Here is a 15,114-nt window from a genome sequence, read left to right as displayed (position 1 = left end):
TCAGCCTTCGCGTTGGCGGTAGGCGCTCAGCGTGTTGTGCAACAGCATGGCGCGCGTCATCGGTCCGACCCCGCCGGGTACCGGCGTGATGTGACCGGCGCGTTCACGCGCGGTGTCGTAATCCAGGTCACCGGTCAGGTGCCCGGCCTCGTCGCGGTTCATACCTACGTCTATGACGGTGGCGCCAGGCTTGATCCAGTCGCTGTTGACGACGCCGCGCTTGCCGACCGCCACCACGAGAATGTCAGCCGCGGCCACATAGCGCTCGAGGTCGGCGGTGAACCGATGGCAGATGGTTACGGTGGCTCCGGCCAGCAGCAGTTCCAAGGCCATCGGCCGTCCAACGATATTGGATGCGCCGACCACGGTGGCGTGTCGCCCCTTGTAGGTTTCGCCGATGCGATCGAGCAGGCGAATGATGCCGAAGGGCGTGCAGGGACGCAGTGCCGGCAGACGCAGGGTGAGGCGTCCGACGTTGTAGGGATGGAAGCCGTCGACGTCCTTGCCGGGGGCGATCCGCTCGATGACCGTTTCGGTGTCGATATGGCTCGGCAGTGGCAGCTGTACCAGGATGCCGTCGACCGTATCGTCGGTGTTGAGCCGGTCTATGAGTCCGAGCAGTTCCTTCTGAGTGGTGTTTTCGGGCAGTAGGTGAGCCTGAGAGCTGAAACCGACTTGCACGCAGTCTTCACGTTTCTTGCGTACGTAGATCTGTGAGGCCGGATCGTCCCCGACCAGCACGACTGCTAGGCCGGGCAGGCGTGCGCCGCTGCCGCGCAGGCGCTCGACCTCTTGCGATATTTCGTCGAGGATCAGTGCGGCCTCGGCTTTGCCGTCGATGAACTCGGCGGTCATGTGCGGTGTCCTTCCCTATGGGGTGGTGACGGCGAGGCCGCGATTCTCGCATGAGCCCCTGATGCCGGCAAGGTTACGGATTTTGACGGGCGTTGACGAGGTGGTGGGGCTTGGGTAATATGCGCCTCCTGTGCAGCGCCGCCAGAGTTTGAGTGACACTCAACGCAGGTGATCCGGGGTATAGCGCAGTCTGGTAGCGCGCCTGCTTTGGGAGCAGGATGTCGGGGGTTCGAATCCCTCTACCCCGACCATTCACTCCTGGCAGGGTGTTACGAATGCGCCCGTAGCTCAGTTGGATAGAGCATTCGCCTTCTAAGCGAACGGTCGCAGGTTCGAGTCCTGCCGGGCGCGCCATAATTGCCCGGCTGGGTTGCACTGAAGATTTTTATGGTGGGCGTAGCTCAGTTGGTAGAGCCCTGGATTGTGATTCCAGTCGTCGTGGGTTCGAGTCCCATCGCCCACCCCAATTAGTTTTTGGGCCGTTAGCTCAATTGGTAGAGCAGTTGACTCTTAATCAATTGGTTGTAGGTTCGAGTCCTACACGGCCCACCAATTCGGAAAGTCATGCAAAGGCCCGCCACCGAGCGGGCCTTTGCATATGTGCGTGTCGTGGCTGTTGCCTCATGTTAGAATTTCCGGTTTAACGGTTTCGGCGAAAGTGGCGGAATTGGTAGACGCGCTGGATTTAGGTTCCAGTGGGGCAACCCGTGAGAGTTCGAGTCTCTCCTTTCGCACCACAATACGCGCCCGATGGCGCGCGGTACGTTATTCAAGAGGTGGTTTCGAATGCAGGTTTCGATTGAGTCGACCGGTAGTCTTGAGCGCAAGATGATTGTGCGGGTGCCGGTGGAGCGCATCGACACGGAGGTGCAGAAGCGTCTGCGTACGATGAGCAAGCGCATCAAGGTGGATGGGTTCCGACCCGGCAAGGTGCCGCTCAAGCTGGTGCAGCAGCGCTATGGCAGTGAGGTCTATCAGGATGTCGTCGGCGAGGTGATGCAGTCGAGCTTCCGCGAGGCCGTGCTGCAGGAAGAGCTGGCGCTGGCGGGTAGTCCTCAGATCGAACTGAATTCGCCCCAGCAAGACGGCGAGCTTGAGTATGTGGCCACCTTCGAGGTCTATCCGCAGATCGAACTCAAGTCGTTGGCCGAACTGAGCGTGACGCGTCCGGTCGCGGAAGTGACCGATGCCGACGTGGACAAGATGTTCGAAACGCTGCGCAAGCAACGTCGGACTTGGGAGGCGGCCGGTCGCGCGGCGCAGGACGGCGACCAAGTGGTGATGGACTTCAAGGGGATGCTCGACGGCGAACCTTTTGAGGGCGGCAGTGCGGAAAACCACAGTTTGGTGCTCGGCGAGGGGCGACTCATCGAGAGTTTCGAGTCGCAGCTCAGGGGGCTTTCGGTCGGCGATGAAAAGACGTTGGACGTGACTTTCCCCGAGAGTTATCACGCCAAGGACCTGGCAGGTCAGACGGTACAGTTCGAGATCAAGGTCAAGCAGGTCGATGCCCCGAACCTCCCGGAGGTGGATGATGAGTTCGCCAAGGCCTTCGGCGTGAGCGAGGGTGGCGTCGAGGGGTTGCGTGTCGAAGTGCGTGGCAACATGGAACGTGAACTCAAGCAGGCGCTCAAAGAACGCCTTAAGACGCAGGTCATGGATGCGTTGTACGCGGCCAACGAGGTCGAGTTGCCTGCCGCGCTGGTGAAGGACGAGATCGGCCGGATGCGTGCCCAGGTCGGCGAGGCGATGAGCGAGGAAGCGCGGGCCAATTTGCCCGACAACCTTTTTGAGGAGCAGGCGCGCCGTCGCGTCAGCCTGGGCCTGATCATCGGTGAGCTGGTGCGTGCGGAGAAGGTGGAACTGGATTCGGTGCGTGTCGACGAGACGCTGCAGGGCCTGGCCGCAGGCTACGAAGAGCCCGAACAGGTGGTGCGCTACTACCGCGGCAATCGTGAGGCGATGGCCAGCGTCGAAGCGCTGGTGCTCGAGGATCAGGTCATGGACCATGTGGCGGCGCAGGCGCAGGTGGCCGAGGAGCAGCGGAGCTTCGACCAGGTTATGAACCCCGGCAAGGGAGAGTGACGATATGAGCGTGATCGATGACGGCAAAGGTGGTGCACTGGACGCGCAGGCGCTGAATCTGGTTCCGATGGTCGTCGAGCAGACGGCCCGCGGCGAGCGTGCCTACGACATCTATTCGCGCCTGCTCAAGGAACGTGTGGTGTTCGCTGTGGGGCCGGTCGAGGACTACATGGCGAACGTGATCGTCGCCCAGTTGCTGTTTCTCGAGTCCGAGAATCCCGACAAGGACATCAGCCTCTATATCAACTCGCCCGGCGGCGCCGTGACCGCAGGCATGGCGATCTACGATACCATGCAGTTCATCAAGCCGCAGGTCAGTACGTTGTGCATCGGACAGGCCGCCAGTATGGGGGCGGTGTTGCTGGCCGGCGGTGCGGAAGGTAAGCGTTACTGTCTGCCGCATTCCCGGGTCATGATCCACCAGCCGCTTGGTGGTTTTCAGGGGCAGGCGACCGATATCGATATTCACGCCCGCGAGATTCTCAAGATCCGCGAACAGCTCAACGAGATCCTGGCTCAGCACACCGGGCAGAGCGTTGAACGTATTCGCGAGGATACCGAGCGTGATCGGTTTCTCGGCCCCGATGAGGCAGTCGAATATGGTTTGGTCGACAAAATGATGAACGCGCGTTCGAACTGAGTAAACCATCCGGGATAGGCCTCTTGTTTTGCCCCGGTCGTGATCGTTCCGGGGTAATATCCCTGTAATCTTCCGGCTTGCATCTTCCGTGCAAACCGGGCAATGTGTGTTTGAAAGAACCCCTCTGAGAGGTGCCGATGAGCGACGACAAACACCTCACCTCCGATAGCGGCAAGCTGCTTTACTGCTCGTTCTGCGGCAAGAGCCAGAACGAAGTTCGCAAGCTCATCGCCGGTCCGTCGGTTTTTATCTGTGACGAATGCGTTGAACTGTGTAACGACATCATCCGCGAGGAGATGGGCGAGCAGAGTCCGCTGGGTGGGGGTGAGCTGCCCAAGCCGCAGGAAATCAAGCAGATACTCGACGAATATGTGGTGGGGCAGGACCGTGCCAAGAAGGTATTGTCGGTGGCGGTTTACAACCACTACAAGCGCCTGAACGTGCGTACCCATAAGGATGCCGTTGAGCTGTCCAAAAGCAACATTCTGCTGATCGGACCGACGGGGTCCGGTAAGACGTTGTTGGCGGAGACGCTTGCGCGCCTGCTCAACGTGCCGTTCACCATCGCCGATGCGACGACCCTGACCGAAGCCGGCTATGTCGGCGAAGATGTCGAGAACATCATCCAGAAGCTGTTGCAGAAGTGCGATTACGATGTCGAGAAGGCGCAGACGGGTATTGTCTACATCGATGAGATCGACAAGATTTCGCGCAAGTCCGACAATCCGTCCATCACCCGTGACGTTTCCGGTGAAGGCGTGCAGCAGGCGCTGCTCAAACTGATCGAGGGCACCGTCGCATCGGTGCCTCCGCAAGGTGGACGCAAGCATCCGCAGCAGGAGTTCCTGCAGGTCGATACCCGTAATATCCTGTTTATCGTCGGTGGCGCATTCGCGGGTCTGGAAAAGATCATCCAGAATCGTTCGGCCAAGACGGGCATCGGTTTCTCGGCCGAGGTGCAGAGCAAGGAAGTCACCCGACCGACCGGTGAACTGCTGTTCGAGGTCGAGCCGGAGGACCTGATTCGTTTTGGCCTGATTCCAGAGTTCGTCGGACGTCTGCCTGTGGTTGCGACGTTGGAGGAACTCGACGAGGAGGCGTTGGTCACGATTCTGGTCGAGCCCCGCAACTCGCTGGTCAAGCAGTATTGCAAGCTGTTCGAGATGGAGGGCGTCGAACTTGAGTTTCGTGAGGATGCCCTGGGTGCGGTGGCGCGCAAGGCGATGGAGCGCAAGACGGGTGCGCGAGGGCTGCGCACCATCATCGAACAGGTCTTGCTGGATACGATGTACGATCTGCCTTCCCTGGAAAACGTCACCAAAGCGGTCGTCGACGATGCCGTCATCCGCGGCGAGGCTAAGCCCTACCTCATCTATGAGGGTGGGGAGTATCAGCGCGCCGCCGCCGACTGAGCCGCGGCACCTGCCCGCCCGCCTTGAAATGGTGGGCGGGCGCCCTCATTCATATCTCATGGCAGATCCCGCTGGCGCGTATAGCGCGCCAGCGTCGGCGATGCCGATCCACTGTACTGTACCAACGACGCTCGATGTTCCGCTTGGCGCTAATGGCGAGAGGGTAGGGAACGTCGTATGTCCATGCCCCAGCGTTGATTCGCGAGGACTCAATGGAAAACGATTCGAACATGCCTGTGCAGACCGCAGACGAACAGACCGTGATAGTTCCTGTGTTACCCCTGCGAGACGTGGTGGTCTACCCGCACATGGTCATCCCCCTTTTCGTCGGTCGTGACAAGTCGATCAAGGCGCTTGATCTGGCGATGGCGGACAACAAGAAGATTCTGCTGGTTGCGCAGCGCAGCGCAGAGGTGGATGAACCTGGACCGGACGATATTCATCGGATCGGTACGCTGTCGTCGATTCTGCAGCTGCTGAAACTTCCCGACGGTACCATCAAGGTGCTGGTGGAGGGTACGGACCGTGCGCAGGTGGTCGGTTTCCATGAGACGGACGGGACTTTTTCCGCGCAGATCCGTGTGCTTGAGCCCGAGGTGGCGAGCGAGGAACGCGAGATCGAGGTGCTGAGCCGGACGGTGCTCAACCTGTTCGATCAGTACGTCAAGCTCAACAAGAAGATTCCGCCTGAAATTCTGACCTCGCTGGCCGGTATCGATGATGCGGCGCGACTCGCCGATACTGTGGCCGCGCATATGGCGCTCAAGCTCGAGGAAAAGCAGCGCGTGCTGGAAATACAGGATATGCATGCCCGGCTCGAGCACATTATGGGGCTGATCGAGGCCGAGATCGATCTTTTGCAGATCGAGAAGCGCATACGCGGACGCGTTAAGCAGCAGATGGAAAAGAGTCAGCGCGAGTATTATTTGAATGAGCAGATGAAGGCCATTCAGAAGGAACTCGGGGAACTCGAGGATGCGCCGAACGAGGTTGAGGAACTGGCCAAGCGCATCGAAAAGGCCGGCATGCCCAAGGAGGCGCGCCAGAAGGCCGATGCGGAACTCAACAAACTCAAGATGATGTCGCCGATGTCGGCGGAAGCCACGGTGGTGCGCAATTACATCGACTGGCTGGTCAACGTGCCGTGGAAGAAGCGGTCGCGCGTCAGCCACGACCTGGTTGCCGCTCAGCGCATACTGGATGAAGACCACTTCGGGTTGGAAAAGGTCAAGGAGCGCATTCTCGAATACTTGGCTGTGCAGCAGCGTGTAAAGAAACTCAAGGGGCCGATTCTTTGCCTTGTGGGGCCTCCCGGTGTTGGCAAGACCTCATTGGGTCAGTCGATCGCGCGTGCCACCAACCGCAAGTTCACTCGCATGGCGCTGGGCGGCGTACGTGACGAGGCTGAAATCCGCGGGCACCGCCGTACGTACATCGGTTCCCTGCCGGGTAAGATCGTGCAGAATCTGTCGAGGGTTGGTACGCGTAATCCGCTCTTTTTATTGGATGAAATTGATAAAATGGCAATGGATTTCCGTGGTGATCCGGCGTCGGCACTACTGGAAGTGCTGGATCCCGAGCAGAACAGCACGTTCGCGGATCACTATCTGGAGGTCGAGTGCGATCTGTCCGACGTGTTGTTCGTCGCCACGGCGAACAGCATGAACATTCCGGGGCCTCTGCTGGATCGCATGGAGGTGATTAGGCTGCCGGGCTATACGGAGGACGAAAAAACCAGCATCGCCGAACGTTATTTGTTGCCCAAGCAGCTCAAGAACAACGGCTTGCGCAAGGACGAGCTGAAGCTGAGCGAGGGCGGGATGCGTGACATCGTGCGTTACTACACGCGCGAAGCGGGTGTGCGAAATCTCGAACGCGAGATTTCCAAGATCTGTCGCAAGGTGGTGATGCAACATGGCCTGGATCAGGAAGGTGAGCGCAGCGTGTCGGTGACGCCGCGTAACCTGGAAAAGTACCTTGGCGTAAAGCGATTCCGCTATGGCCGGGCAGAAGAGATGGATCAAATCGGACAGGTCACCGGCTTGGCCTGGACTGAGGTCGGTGGCGATCTGCTGACGATCGAAACGACCACGATCCCGGGCAAGGGGGCGGTGATCCGCACCGGACAGCTCGGCGACGTGATGAAGGAGTCGATCGAGGCGGCGCGTTCCGTGGTGCGCTCGCGTGCGCATGTGCTGGGCATAGAGAGCGATTACTTCGAGAAGCACGACATTCATATCCACGTGCCGGAGGGTGCAACGCCCAAGGACGGTCCCAGTGCCGGTATCGCCATGTGCACGGCGCTGGTGTCGTCCATCACGGGCATACCGGTCAAGGCCGAGGTCGCGATGACCGGTGAGATCACTCTGCGCGGCGAGGTGTTGCCCATCGGTGGCTTGAAGGAGAAGCTGCTGGCTGCGCATCGCGGCGGTATTACCACCGTATTGATCCCGCAAGAAAACGAGAAGGATCTGGCCGAGATTCCGAAGAACATCAAACAGAAACTCGATATCCGTCCGGTGCGCTGGATAGATGAGGTTCTAGCGGTCGCATTGCTGCGTCAACCTGAGCCATTGGCCGCATCTTCTGATAAACTCCCAGCGGTAGGGACGGGTCATAAGAAGGCGAGCCGAGACTCCAAGAAAGACGGTTTGCAGCATCATTGATCCGGGGGCTTCGGAAGCTTCAATCTTGTTGACAGTTTCCGGGGGCGCTTGCTATAAAGCACACCCCTGCGGCCGATTAAGAACGCGTTACGGCAGCGGCTGTGTGGCTTCAGAAAGCTCCCTGTTATCCGTCTGTAAACGGGCCAGTCGTGTGATACACGGGGTCTGGCTGAGTAGCCATTACGCATTCAACGAATTGGGGAAGACTCCATGAATAAATCCGAATTGATCGATGCCATCGCCGCTAAGGCGGATCTTTCCAAAGCGGCCGCGGGCAAGGCTGTGGACGCTTTTGTCGAATCTGTTACCGAAGCGCTGAAGAGTGACGATCAGGTCGTTGTCGTTGGTTTCGGCAGCTTCTCCGTGCGCAAGCGTGAAGCCCGTTCCGGCCGCAATCCGCGCACTGGTGAAACCATCGAGATCGCAGCATCCAATCTTCCTGCATTTAAGCCTGGCAAAGCGCTGAAAGATGCTGTAAACTAGCGGGCTTTCCGGGTGCTTAGCTCAGCTGGTAGAGCGTCGCCCTTACAAGGCGAATGTCGGGGGTTCGATTCCCTCAGCACCCACCAGGGCAAAAGTTTGGGAGTGGTAGTTCAGTTGGTTAGAATACCGGCCTGTCACGCCGGGGGTCGCGGGTTCGAGTCCCGTCCACTCCGCCAGCAGTACGAGGAAGGGCGCCTGATCAGGCGCCCTTTTTTGTTTGTGACATCATCAATTGCTTTTCCCGCCGCCTGACGAGGAGGCTGTTGCACATGCTTCAAACCATTCGTGATCGCGCGTCTGGCTGGATCGCGTACGCCATCGTTTTACTGATCAGTGTTCCCTTCGCGCTGTGGGGGGTAAACCACTATCTCGATGGTGGTGGTAAACAGGTTGCCGCCGAGGTTGGTGGCACTTCTATATCGATTCAGGCATTTGCGCGCGCTTACCGCGAGCAGCAGATGCGTCTTGAACAGGCTTTCGGCGGTAAGCTTCCCTCCGGCCTCAATAGCCAGACCATCAAGCAGATGGTGCTGCGGCGGCTTGTACGTGATGCCGTGTTCCATGAGGCGGCGACTGGCGCGGGCTATCAGGTAACGGATAAGGAACTGCTCGACCAGCTTGCGCAATATCCGGTATTCAAGGTGGATGGCAAGTTCTCCAAGACTCGCTATGAACAGGTGCTGCATGCCCAGGCTATGGTTCCGCTGCAGTTCGAGGGCAGATTGCGACGCGCCATCGCCACCGCGCAGTTGCAGGGCGGTATTCAGCAAACTGCTTTCTCGACGCCGCATCAGGCGGAACAGCTATTGCGTCTGCGCGACGAACAGCGCGAGCTGAGCTTCTCGATTATTCCCGCCTCGCGTTACGCAGATTCGGTTAAGGTCAACGCCAAGGCGGTCAAAGCCTATTACCACCGGCACAAGTCCGATTACATGACGGCGGAGAAAGTGAAGTTGGCTTATCTGCGCTTGGATGTGGCCGGTCTCGAAAAGGATGTGAAGGTCTCCGATAACGAGCTGCGCAATTATTTTCAAACGCACCAGGCGCAATTCGAACAGCCGGAACGGGCTACGGCGCGGTCGATCGTCGTCGACTTGGTTTCTGAGAGCCAGGGCGAAGCCGCAGTGCGTCTCAGGGGGATCGCTGAAGGCTTGAAGAAGGGCGACAGCTTCGCCAGTCTGGCCCGACGCTATTCCCAGGCCGCGAACGCCAAGCAGGGTGGTGCCTTGGGAGAGATAACCCGGGGCGATCTGCCGAATCAGGTGGCCAGTGCCTTGTTCGCATTGAAGCCTGGGCAGGTGACTCCGCCGATCAAGGTCAATCAGAAGGTTTACCGGCTCAAGCTGGAGGCTCTGCATAAGGCGGCCGAGCCGAGTTTCGAGGCGATCAAGGCTCAGGTCAAGACCGCCTACGTTCAGTTCATTGCGCAGCGTCAGTTCAACGACGAAGCTCAGCGTCTGGCCGATCTGACCTACAAGAATCCGGGTTCGCTCGAGCCGGCTGCGAAGGCTCTTGGGCTGAAGGTGGAAAATACGGGATGGTTGACACGTGAGGGTGGCGGGCAGGGCGTTGGTGCTAACGCCAAGGTGCTTCAGGCCGCTTTTTCGACCGAAGTGCTGAATAACGGCTCCAACAGCCAGCCGCTACAGCTCGGCCAGCATGAAGTGGTCGTGGTGCGTGCATTGGAGCACAAGACTCCGGAACAGAAGCCGCTGGATGAGGTGCGTGCAGCTATTCGTAGAGTGCTTGCCAAGCAGGCCGCTGACAAGCAGGCTGAAAAAGTGGGTAAGGCACTGATTGCAGACCTGAACTCCGGTAAATCGCTGGCTGGTGTCGCGCCGGGCGGTAAATCTTCCGTGCATGTGCTCGGCTGGGTAGGCCGTCAGGGAGCCAAAGACATTCCGGCATCAGTTGTCACTGCGGCATTTCAACTTCCTGCGCCAGCCAGTGGGAAGAGCGGCGCGGGTGGCGTACGCCTGAATAATGGTAACTATGCGATTTTCGAGATCACTGGAGTCAAACGTCCCGAGCCGGACGCGAAGCAGGTCGGCATGGTGCAGGGTCAGTTGGCTCATTTGTTCGGTCAGGTGGAATTGCAGGTTGTGTATCAGGCTCTGGAACGTGCCGACAAGGTCAAGGTTTATCCTAACAATCTGAACTTCTGAGTGGCAGCGGCGACACGCGAATGCCAGTTGCCGCGCTGCCTAGCCACTTATTTCGGCGGCTTCGCTGTACGGCGAGCCGAGCCGTAGCCTCGCGTGCTGGATAGAGCCGGCTAGCAGGCCTGTCGGGCGACCGGCATCGGCGACGGGCGGGGAGACGACGTCGTAGCGTCGCTTGTCGAGAAGCAGGTTGCTGATGTGATTGACCGACACATCCTGGCTCAGCGGATGGATACGGCTGACCAGGGTCTCGTCGTGGTTTGTTCTTGTTAGGGCATGTGGCGGCATTATGAAGCGTATCCGCTCCAGAGCGGCTCTCATGTCCGCAGCCTAGCGCGCCCTCGTGTCAGGCTGTGACACGGTGTTGTACGTGATTACTGGGTGACGTGAAACACCATGCGGATGCCGTTGAGTTGAATCACGTCCCCCTCGTTGAGTGCGATCGAACGGGCGCTGACGGGGCTGTCGTTCACTATGGGGTAGCGGTTGTCGGCGTCGGCTTCGACACCGATGATGACGTATTTGTCCCCGCGGCGGGTGATGGCCGCGACCTGTTGTCCCGGTTTGCCAAGGGTGGTCATGGCGCGCGTCAGTGGGAACAGCTTGCCCTTGTTCGTGCCATTGAGGATTTTCAGCTGTCCGCGTCTGGGGCTGCCTGGTTTTCCGTCTGTCTCCGCCACACCGGAGAGCTTGTCGCCCTGTGGGTTCTGGGGCGGCAGCGTCGGACGTATCACCATGGTTTTGTCATAGTGATCCTCATCCTCGCTGCTGGCGAGTTCGTTCTCGTATTGCAACTGGTGTATGCCAAGGATGATGATGTCGCCGTTATGCAGGGCATGTTTGGTGATGCGCTTGCTGTTGACGTAGGTGCCGTTGGTGCTCTGCAGGTCCTCGAGGAAGGAATCGTTGAGCACGGTGAGTATTTGACAGTGATAGCCGCTGACGGCGCGATCGTCTATCTGGATGTCGTTGTCGCCGCGTCGTCCAATGGTGATGCAGTCCCGGTCGAGGGTGAATTCGTCGAGTATGCGCATGTTCTCGGATAGGATCAGCTTAGCCATCGTGATTCTTCTCCAGAAAGCGATATCCGCCCCAGTCCCGTTCAGCGCAACCATCCGCGGATGCGCCGATACCATGGACGACGCAGCGGAGCGCTGTCGATGGAAGGGCGTACGAGTATCAGAGATATATTATCTTTCCCGCCATTGCTGTTGGCGAGATCTATCAGTTTCTGCGCACATTGCTGCAGATCGTCGCAGGCACCGAGCACGCGCGCGATAACTTCCTCGTCAAGCATGTCGTACAGCCCGTCGGAGCATAGTGCGTAAAGGTCACCGGGCAAGACGAGTTCTTCCTGGATGTCGACGGCAACGCTTTCGTCGACACCCAGCGCTCGGGTGACGAGATTGCGCTGGACCATCGAGCATGCTTCCTGCTCGGTATAGAATCCGCGGTCCACCAGTTCCTGGCGCATGGTGTGATCGCTGGTGAGTTGCTCGAGCTGCTCCTGGCGGAAGCGGTATAGGCGGGAATCGCCGACGTGGGCTATGCTCAGCCGGTCCAGGTAGAAGACCGCGACTACGAGCGTCGTGCCCATCCCTGCGTACTGGGGTTGTTCGCATGAAGAGTCGTAAATCTTGTGGTTGGCCTGGATCACTGCTTCGCGTGCGGCGAGGCTTTCGCCGGTGTAGCCGAGATTTTCGTCGATCTCGCCGGGAGTAAGCTGCGGCAGTCGTGCTTCCAGGCATTCGAGCACGGTGTTGACGGCGATTGCGCTGGCGACTTCGCCACCGCGGTGCCCGCCCATGCCATCGGCCAGGACGAAAGTGCCGATGCCGGCGTTGGTGGATACATGGTCCTCGTTCTTGCGGCGCACCCGCCCTCGGTCGGTCACGGCGCTCCAATCGAACAGTTCGCTCTGATTCATGCGTTCATTTTCCTGATCTCGTGGGCGCACTGTATGAGGCGCTCGGCCATTTCACGTCCCGTCTGGAAGCGTCTGTCCGGATTCTTCTGCAGGACCTTGTTGATGATTGGGCTGACGCATGGGGCGAGGTCATCCCGCAGACTGTTCAGAGCGGGATGGGCTTCATTGGTGATTTTATACATCAATGATGCCATTGTGTCGGCCTGGAAGGGCAGGCGGCCGGTTAGAAGCTGAAAACAGGTGATGCCCAGGGAGAACAGGTCGGCGCGTCCGTCGAGCCGCTGGCCGGCGAGTTGTTCCGGCGACATGTAAGAGGGCGTGCCCATGACGGTGCCGGTTTTCGTACGGCTGGCATCGGTGATGCGGGCGATGCCGAAATCGGTCAGCTTGACGCTGTTGTGGTCTACGTCGTAGACGATATTCGCCGGTTTGATGTCGCGGTGCACGACGTGATGCTGATGGGCGTAGTCGAGGGCCACCGCGCACTTGGCGATGATCTCGAGCACGGTCGAGGTCGGCAGCAGGTGTTTGCGGTTGAGGAAGTTGGTGAGATTGCGCCCCGAGAGGTACTCCATCGCGATGTAGGCGAGGTCGTGCTCTTCGCCTACATCGTAGACGGTAACGATGTTGGGATGGTTGAGTCGCCCGGCGGTTTCTGCCTCGCGGTAGAAACGGCGTTTGACCTGGTCGATTTCTTCGACATCGAATTCCGAGGATAGCGGTAGCGTTTTGATCGCGACGATGCGGCCGATTTTCGGATCTCGCCCCGCGTAGACCACGCTCATGGCGCCGCGCCCGAGTTCACGATCGATCTCATAACGGCCGAGCATCGGTTTTTGCAATCCGTCGCTTTCCAGAATGATCGTACCGGCGCTGGCGATACCGCCGTTGCCGCGAACCGGCGTCAGCTTGACGTCGTTGAGCGAGCCGGTCCGCTTGAGGCGTTCCTTGACGTCGCGGTAGTGACGGTCGTGTTGGTGGATATGCGAGTAGACGTCGTGCGCTTTGTTGAAGCGCCGGCGGCGTTCGTAGTCGAGTGCCAGATTGTAGAGCAGTTCGAAGCCGGGCTCGCCCGCGGGCAACTGGCGGAAACGGTCGAAGGCCAGATCCAGTTGTCCTTGACCCTGGAATGCGAGTCCCAACATGCGGGCGTTTTCGATGGAATTCGCCGCTGTCGGCAGTAGGCCGCGTCCGCTTGATAGGCGTCGTTTAAGTAGCAGCAGCAGCTGTCCACAGACCAACAGCAGACTGGGACTGGCGAGCGCGATCCAGACGCCGTGATTGAGCAGCGGATACAGCATGGCGATCAGCAGCGCGCTGAACAGCAGCAGCGTGGCGACGACGGCGATGCGGTTGCCGAGCAGCGGCAGCAGAACAATCAGATAACCCAAGACCGCGGCCCAAATGACCAACCTGACCCACACGGCCCAGCCCGGCGTGTAGAAGGAGTCCTGATTGAGTACGCTGGAAACCTCGTCGGCCAGGATCTCCACCGATGGACTACGTGTCCCGGCCGCCGTGTCGAATTGCGTTGCGACGCTGGGTGCCGTAAGTCCGATTAGAACAATCTTGTCGCGGAAAACTTCGGGTGCGACGTTGCCGTTGAGTACGTCGGCAAAGCTGTATGTGGTGAAGGCTGTGCCCGTGGAGCCCGAGGGACGGTAGAAATGCGGCCGTATCCGAAGATTCGGCCCGGTGCGGATGGTCAGCGAGCCGGCGGTGAGCAGCCCGGTGCCGGGCTGATAGGCGACCTTGTCAGCTGGAAGATGGAGGCTTTGCAAAGCGAGCAGTAGGCCGAGACTGGGTAAATAGTGTCCGTAATAGCGAACCGCGAGCGGAAGTTGCCGAATACGGCCGTCGTCGTCCGCGGCAGGCGAGAAGATGCCGATGCCGTGGGCATCTTCGGCGAAAGCGGGTAGGGGCGGCTGGATGGCATAGGCGGAAACGGCGTTAGCCAGGTTATTCCCATGCGCCAACGACCGCAGTAGGTTGCTCCGTATCGCCTCTGGCAGCTCGGCATCGGGTTTGCCCTGAGTGATGCCCGGCTCGAATGACATGCTCAGGTCGACGTTGCCGGCACGTTTGATCGCAGCGGCCAGGATGCGGTCCGTATTGAGGTGGCGTTCGAGTTCGTTGACGGTCGCACGCAGTCTTCGCAGGTCGTCCGAAAGTTTGCGCAACGGCGCCTTATTGCGCAGATAGCGGTCGAGTTGGGCGAGCGTTTGCGGCGCCCTGCGTCCCATGGTCCGGGCGCTGAGCAGTACGTCGTGGCGCACACTGCCGAGTGTTGTCGCCGCTTTCGGCAATGATGAGGTCTGATATTGGTTCTGCAGCTGATGGATGGCTGTCAGTCCCGGATCGATTTGAGGTTCGACCAGGGGCAGGATGGCCGCAACGGCGGTGGGTTTGCCCGCGTCGATGACATCAAGCAGTTCGGCCAGGCGGTTGCGCGGCCAAGGCCAGGAACCCAGTGAATCGATGCTTTTGGGATCGACGGCGATAATGGCGATGCGCGGCGTCGGCGCCGCAGAAGCGAGACGCATCGCCGTGTCATAAACCACGTAGTCGAGGCGGTGCATCTGGCCTAGTGCGGCGGCTACTACCGCGACCAGCCCGACTACCAGGCCCAGGAACCATTCTCTGGTCCAAAAGGACTCGCGCATGGACAGATCGATCCAGCTGTGTATCGTTATATGTCTTATCAGTCAGCCGGCCTTGGGGCATCTGGAGTGGACCTTGCGGCTCATTCCGCTCGCCCGGCTATTCGGCGTGTTTCTGGCTGGCTGTTGAATTTTCGTTCATGCGCTGGGAATGGGTCGCCGCTACGCGAACTCGTTCGGCTTACGTTTGGTAAACCCAGTTCTCCCTTCTATTCGATTCGGCT

Annotated in this window: 11 protein-coding genes, 7 tRNA genes and 1 pseudogene; 14 read left to right on the top strand and 5 right to left on the bottom strand. The window is 59.4% G+C overall.

Features of this window, described 5'->3' with window-relative positions; translation table 11 throughout:
* Complete coding sequence (gene folD, locus P8014_RS01955; RefSeq protein WP_337815622.1) at positions 1–855, bottom strand: bifunctional methylenetetrahydrofolate dehydrogenase/methenyltetrahydrofolate cyclohydrolase FolD; 855 nt, start codon at positions 853–855, stop codon at positions 1–3.
* A gap of 174 nt (positions 856–1,029) precedes the next feature.
* Here folD and P8014_RS01950 point away from each other — a divergent pair.
* The 13 genes and pseudogenes from P8014_RS01950 (at position 1,030) to P8014_RS01890 (ending at position 10,306) form a co-directional block, all read left to right on the top strand.
* Positions 1,030–1,106, top strand: a tRNA-Pro gene (locus P8014_RS01950).
* A gap of 26 nt (positions 1,107–1,132) precedes the next feature.
* Positions 1,133–1,209 (top strand) — tRNA-Arg (locus P8014_RS01945).
* Between the two features lie 36 nt (positions 1,210–1,245).
* Positions 1,246–1,321, top strand: a tRNA-His gene (locus P8014_RS01940).
* Positions 1,322–1,331: 10 nt separating this feature from the next.
* Positions 1,332–1,407, top strand: a tRNA-Lys gene (locus tag P8014_RS01935).
* 100 nt (positions 1,408–1,507) lie between these two features.
* Positions 1,508–1,592: transfer RNA gene (locus tag P8014_RS01930), tRNA-Leu, on the top strand.
* Between the two features lie 49 nt (positions 1,593–1,641).
* The gene (gene tig, locus P8014_RS01925; protein WP_337815621.1) at positions 1,642–2,940 is read left to right on the top strand and encodes a trigger factor; all 1,299 of its coding nucleotides are present in this window, start codon (positions 1,642–1,644) and stop codon (positions 2,938–2,940) included.
* Between the two features lie 4 nt (positions 2,941–2,944).
* Positions 2,945–3,580, top strand: a complete 636-nt coding sequence (gene clpP, locus P8014_RS01920; protein ID WP_337815620.1) for an ATP-dependent Clp endopeptidase proteolytic subunit ClpP — start codon at positions 2,945–2,947, stop codon at positions 3,578–3,580.
* A 137-nt stretch (positions 3,581–3,717) separates the two neighbouring features.
* Positions 3,718–4,992, top strand: coding sequence for an ATP-dependent Clp protease ATP-binding subunit ClpX (clpX, locus tag P8014_RS01915; protein WP_337815619.1), 1,275 nt, complete (start codon positions 3,718–3,720; stop codon positions 4,990–4,992).
* A 230-nt stretch (positions 4,993–5,222) separates the two neighbouring features.
* A pseudogene (gene lon, locus P8014_RS01910) lies at positions 5,223–7,565 on the top strand (endopeptidase La); the annotation flags it as partial.
* Between the two features lie 303 nt (positions 7,566–7,868).
* Positions 7,869–8,141 carry an HU family DNA-binding protein gene (locus tag P8014_RS01905; protein ID WP_337815618.1) on the top strand — a complete coding sequence of 91 codons (273 nt, stop codon included), beginning with the start codon at positions 7,869–7,871 and terminating at the stop codon, positions 8,139–8,141.
* Between the two features lie 10 nt (positions 8,142–8,151).
* Positions 8,152–8,227: transfer RNA gene (locus P8014_RS01900), tRNA-Val, on the top strand.
* 13 nt (positions 8,228–8,240) lie between these two features.
* Positions 8,241–8,317, top strand: a tRNA-Asp gene (locus P8014_RS01895).
* Between the two features lie 93 nt (positions 8,318–8,410).
* A complete protein-coding gene (locus tag P8014_RS01890; RefSeq protein WP_337815617.1) occupies positions 8,411–10,306 on the top strand; it encodes a SurA N-terminal domain-containing protein in 1,896 nt (631 codons plus the stop codon).
* 39 nt (positions 10,307–10,345) lie between these two features.
* Here P8014_RS01890 and P8014_RS01885 read toward each other — a convergent pair whose 3' ends face one another.
* From P8014_RS01885 to P8014_RS01870, 4 genes are all read right to left on the bottom strand, one after another.
* Positions 10,346–10,591 (bottom strand): hypothetical protein, encoded by a 246-nt coding sequence (locus tag P8014_RS01885; protein WP_337815616.1) that lies wholly within the window; start codon positions 10,589–10,591, stop codon positions 10,346–10,348.
* An 86-nt stretch (positions 10,592–10,677) separates the two neighbouring features.
* Positions 10,678–11,364, bottom strand: coding sequence for an FHA domain-containing protein (locus P8014_RS01880; protein ID WP_337815615.1), 687 nt, complete (start codon positions 11,362–11,364; stop codon positions 10,678–10,680).
* Positions 11,365–11,405: 41 nt separating this feature from the next.
* Positions 11,406–12,230, bottom strand: coding sequence for a Stp1/IreP family PP2C-type Ser/Thr phosphatase (locus tag P8014_RS01875; RefSeq protein WP_337815614.1), 825 nt, complete (start codon positions 12,228–12,230; stop codon positions 11,406–11,408).
* Entirely contained in the window at positions 12,227–14,893 is a 2,667-nt protein-coding gene (locus tag P8014_RS01870; RefSeq protein WP_337815613.1) for a serine/threonine-protein kinase, read from the bottom strand. The genes P8014_RS01875 and P8014_RS01870 overlap by 4 nt, the downstream gene beginning before the upstream one ends.
* Here P8014_RS01870 and P8014_RS01865 point away from each other — a divergent pair.
* Positions 14,892–15,020, top strand: coding sequence for a hypothetical protein (locus tag P8014_RS01865; protein ID WP_337815612.1), 129 nt, complete (start codon positions 14,892–14,894; stop codon positions 15,018–15,020). The two genes, P8014_RS01870 and P8014_RS01865, sit on opposite strands and share 2 nt — an antisense overlap.
* Positions 15,021–15,114: the final 94 nt, after the last annotated feature.

Source organism: Acidihalobacter sp., assembly GCF_037381185.1.
Classification (GTDB): domain Bacteria; phylum Pseudomonadota; class Gammaproteobacteria; order DSM-5130; family Acidihalobacteraceae; genus Acidihalobacter_A.
This window is presented reverse-complemented; position numbering and strand designations above follow the sequence as displayed.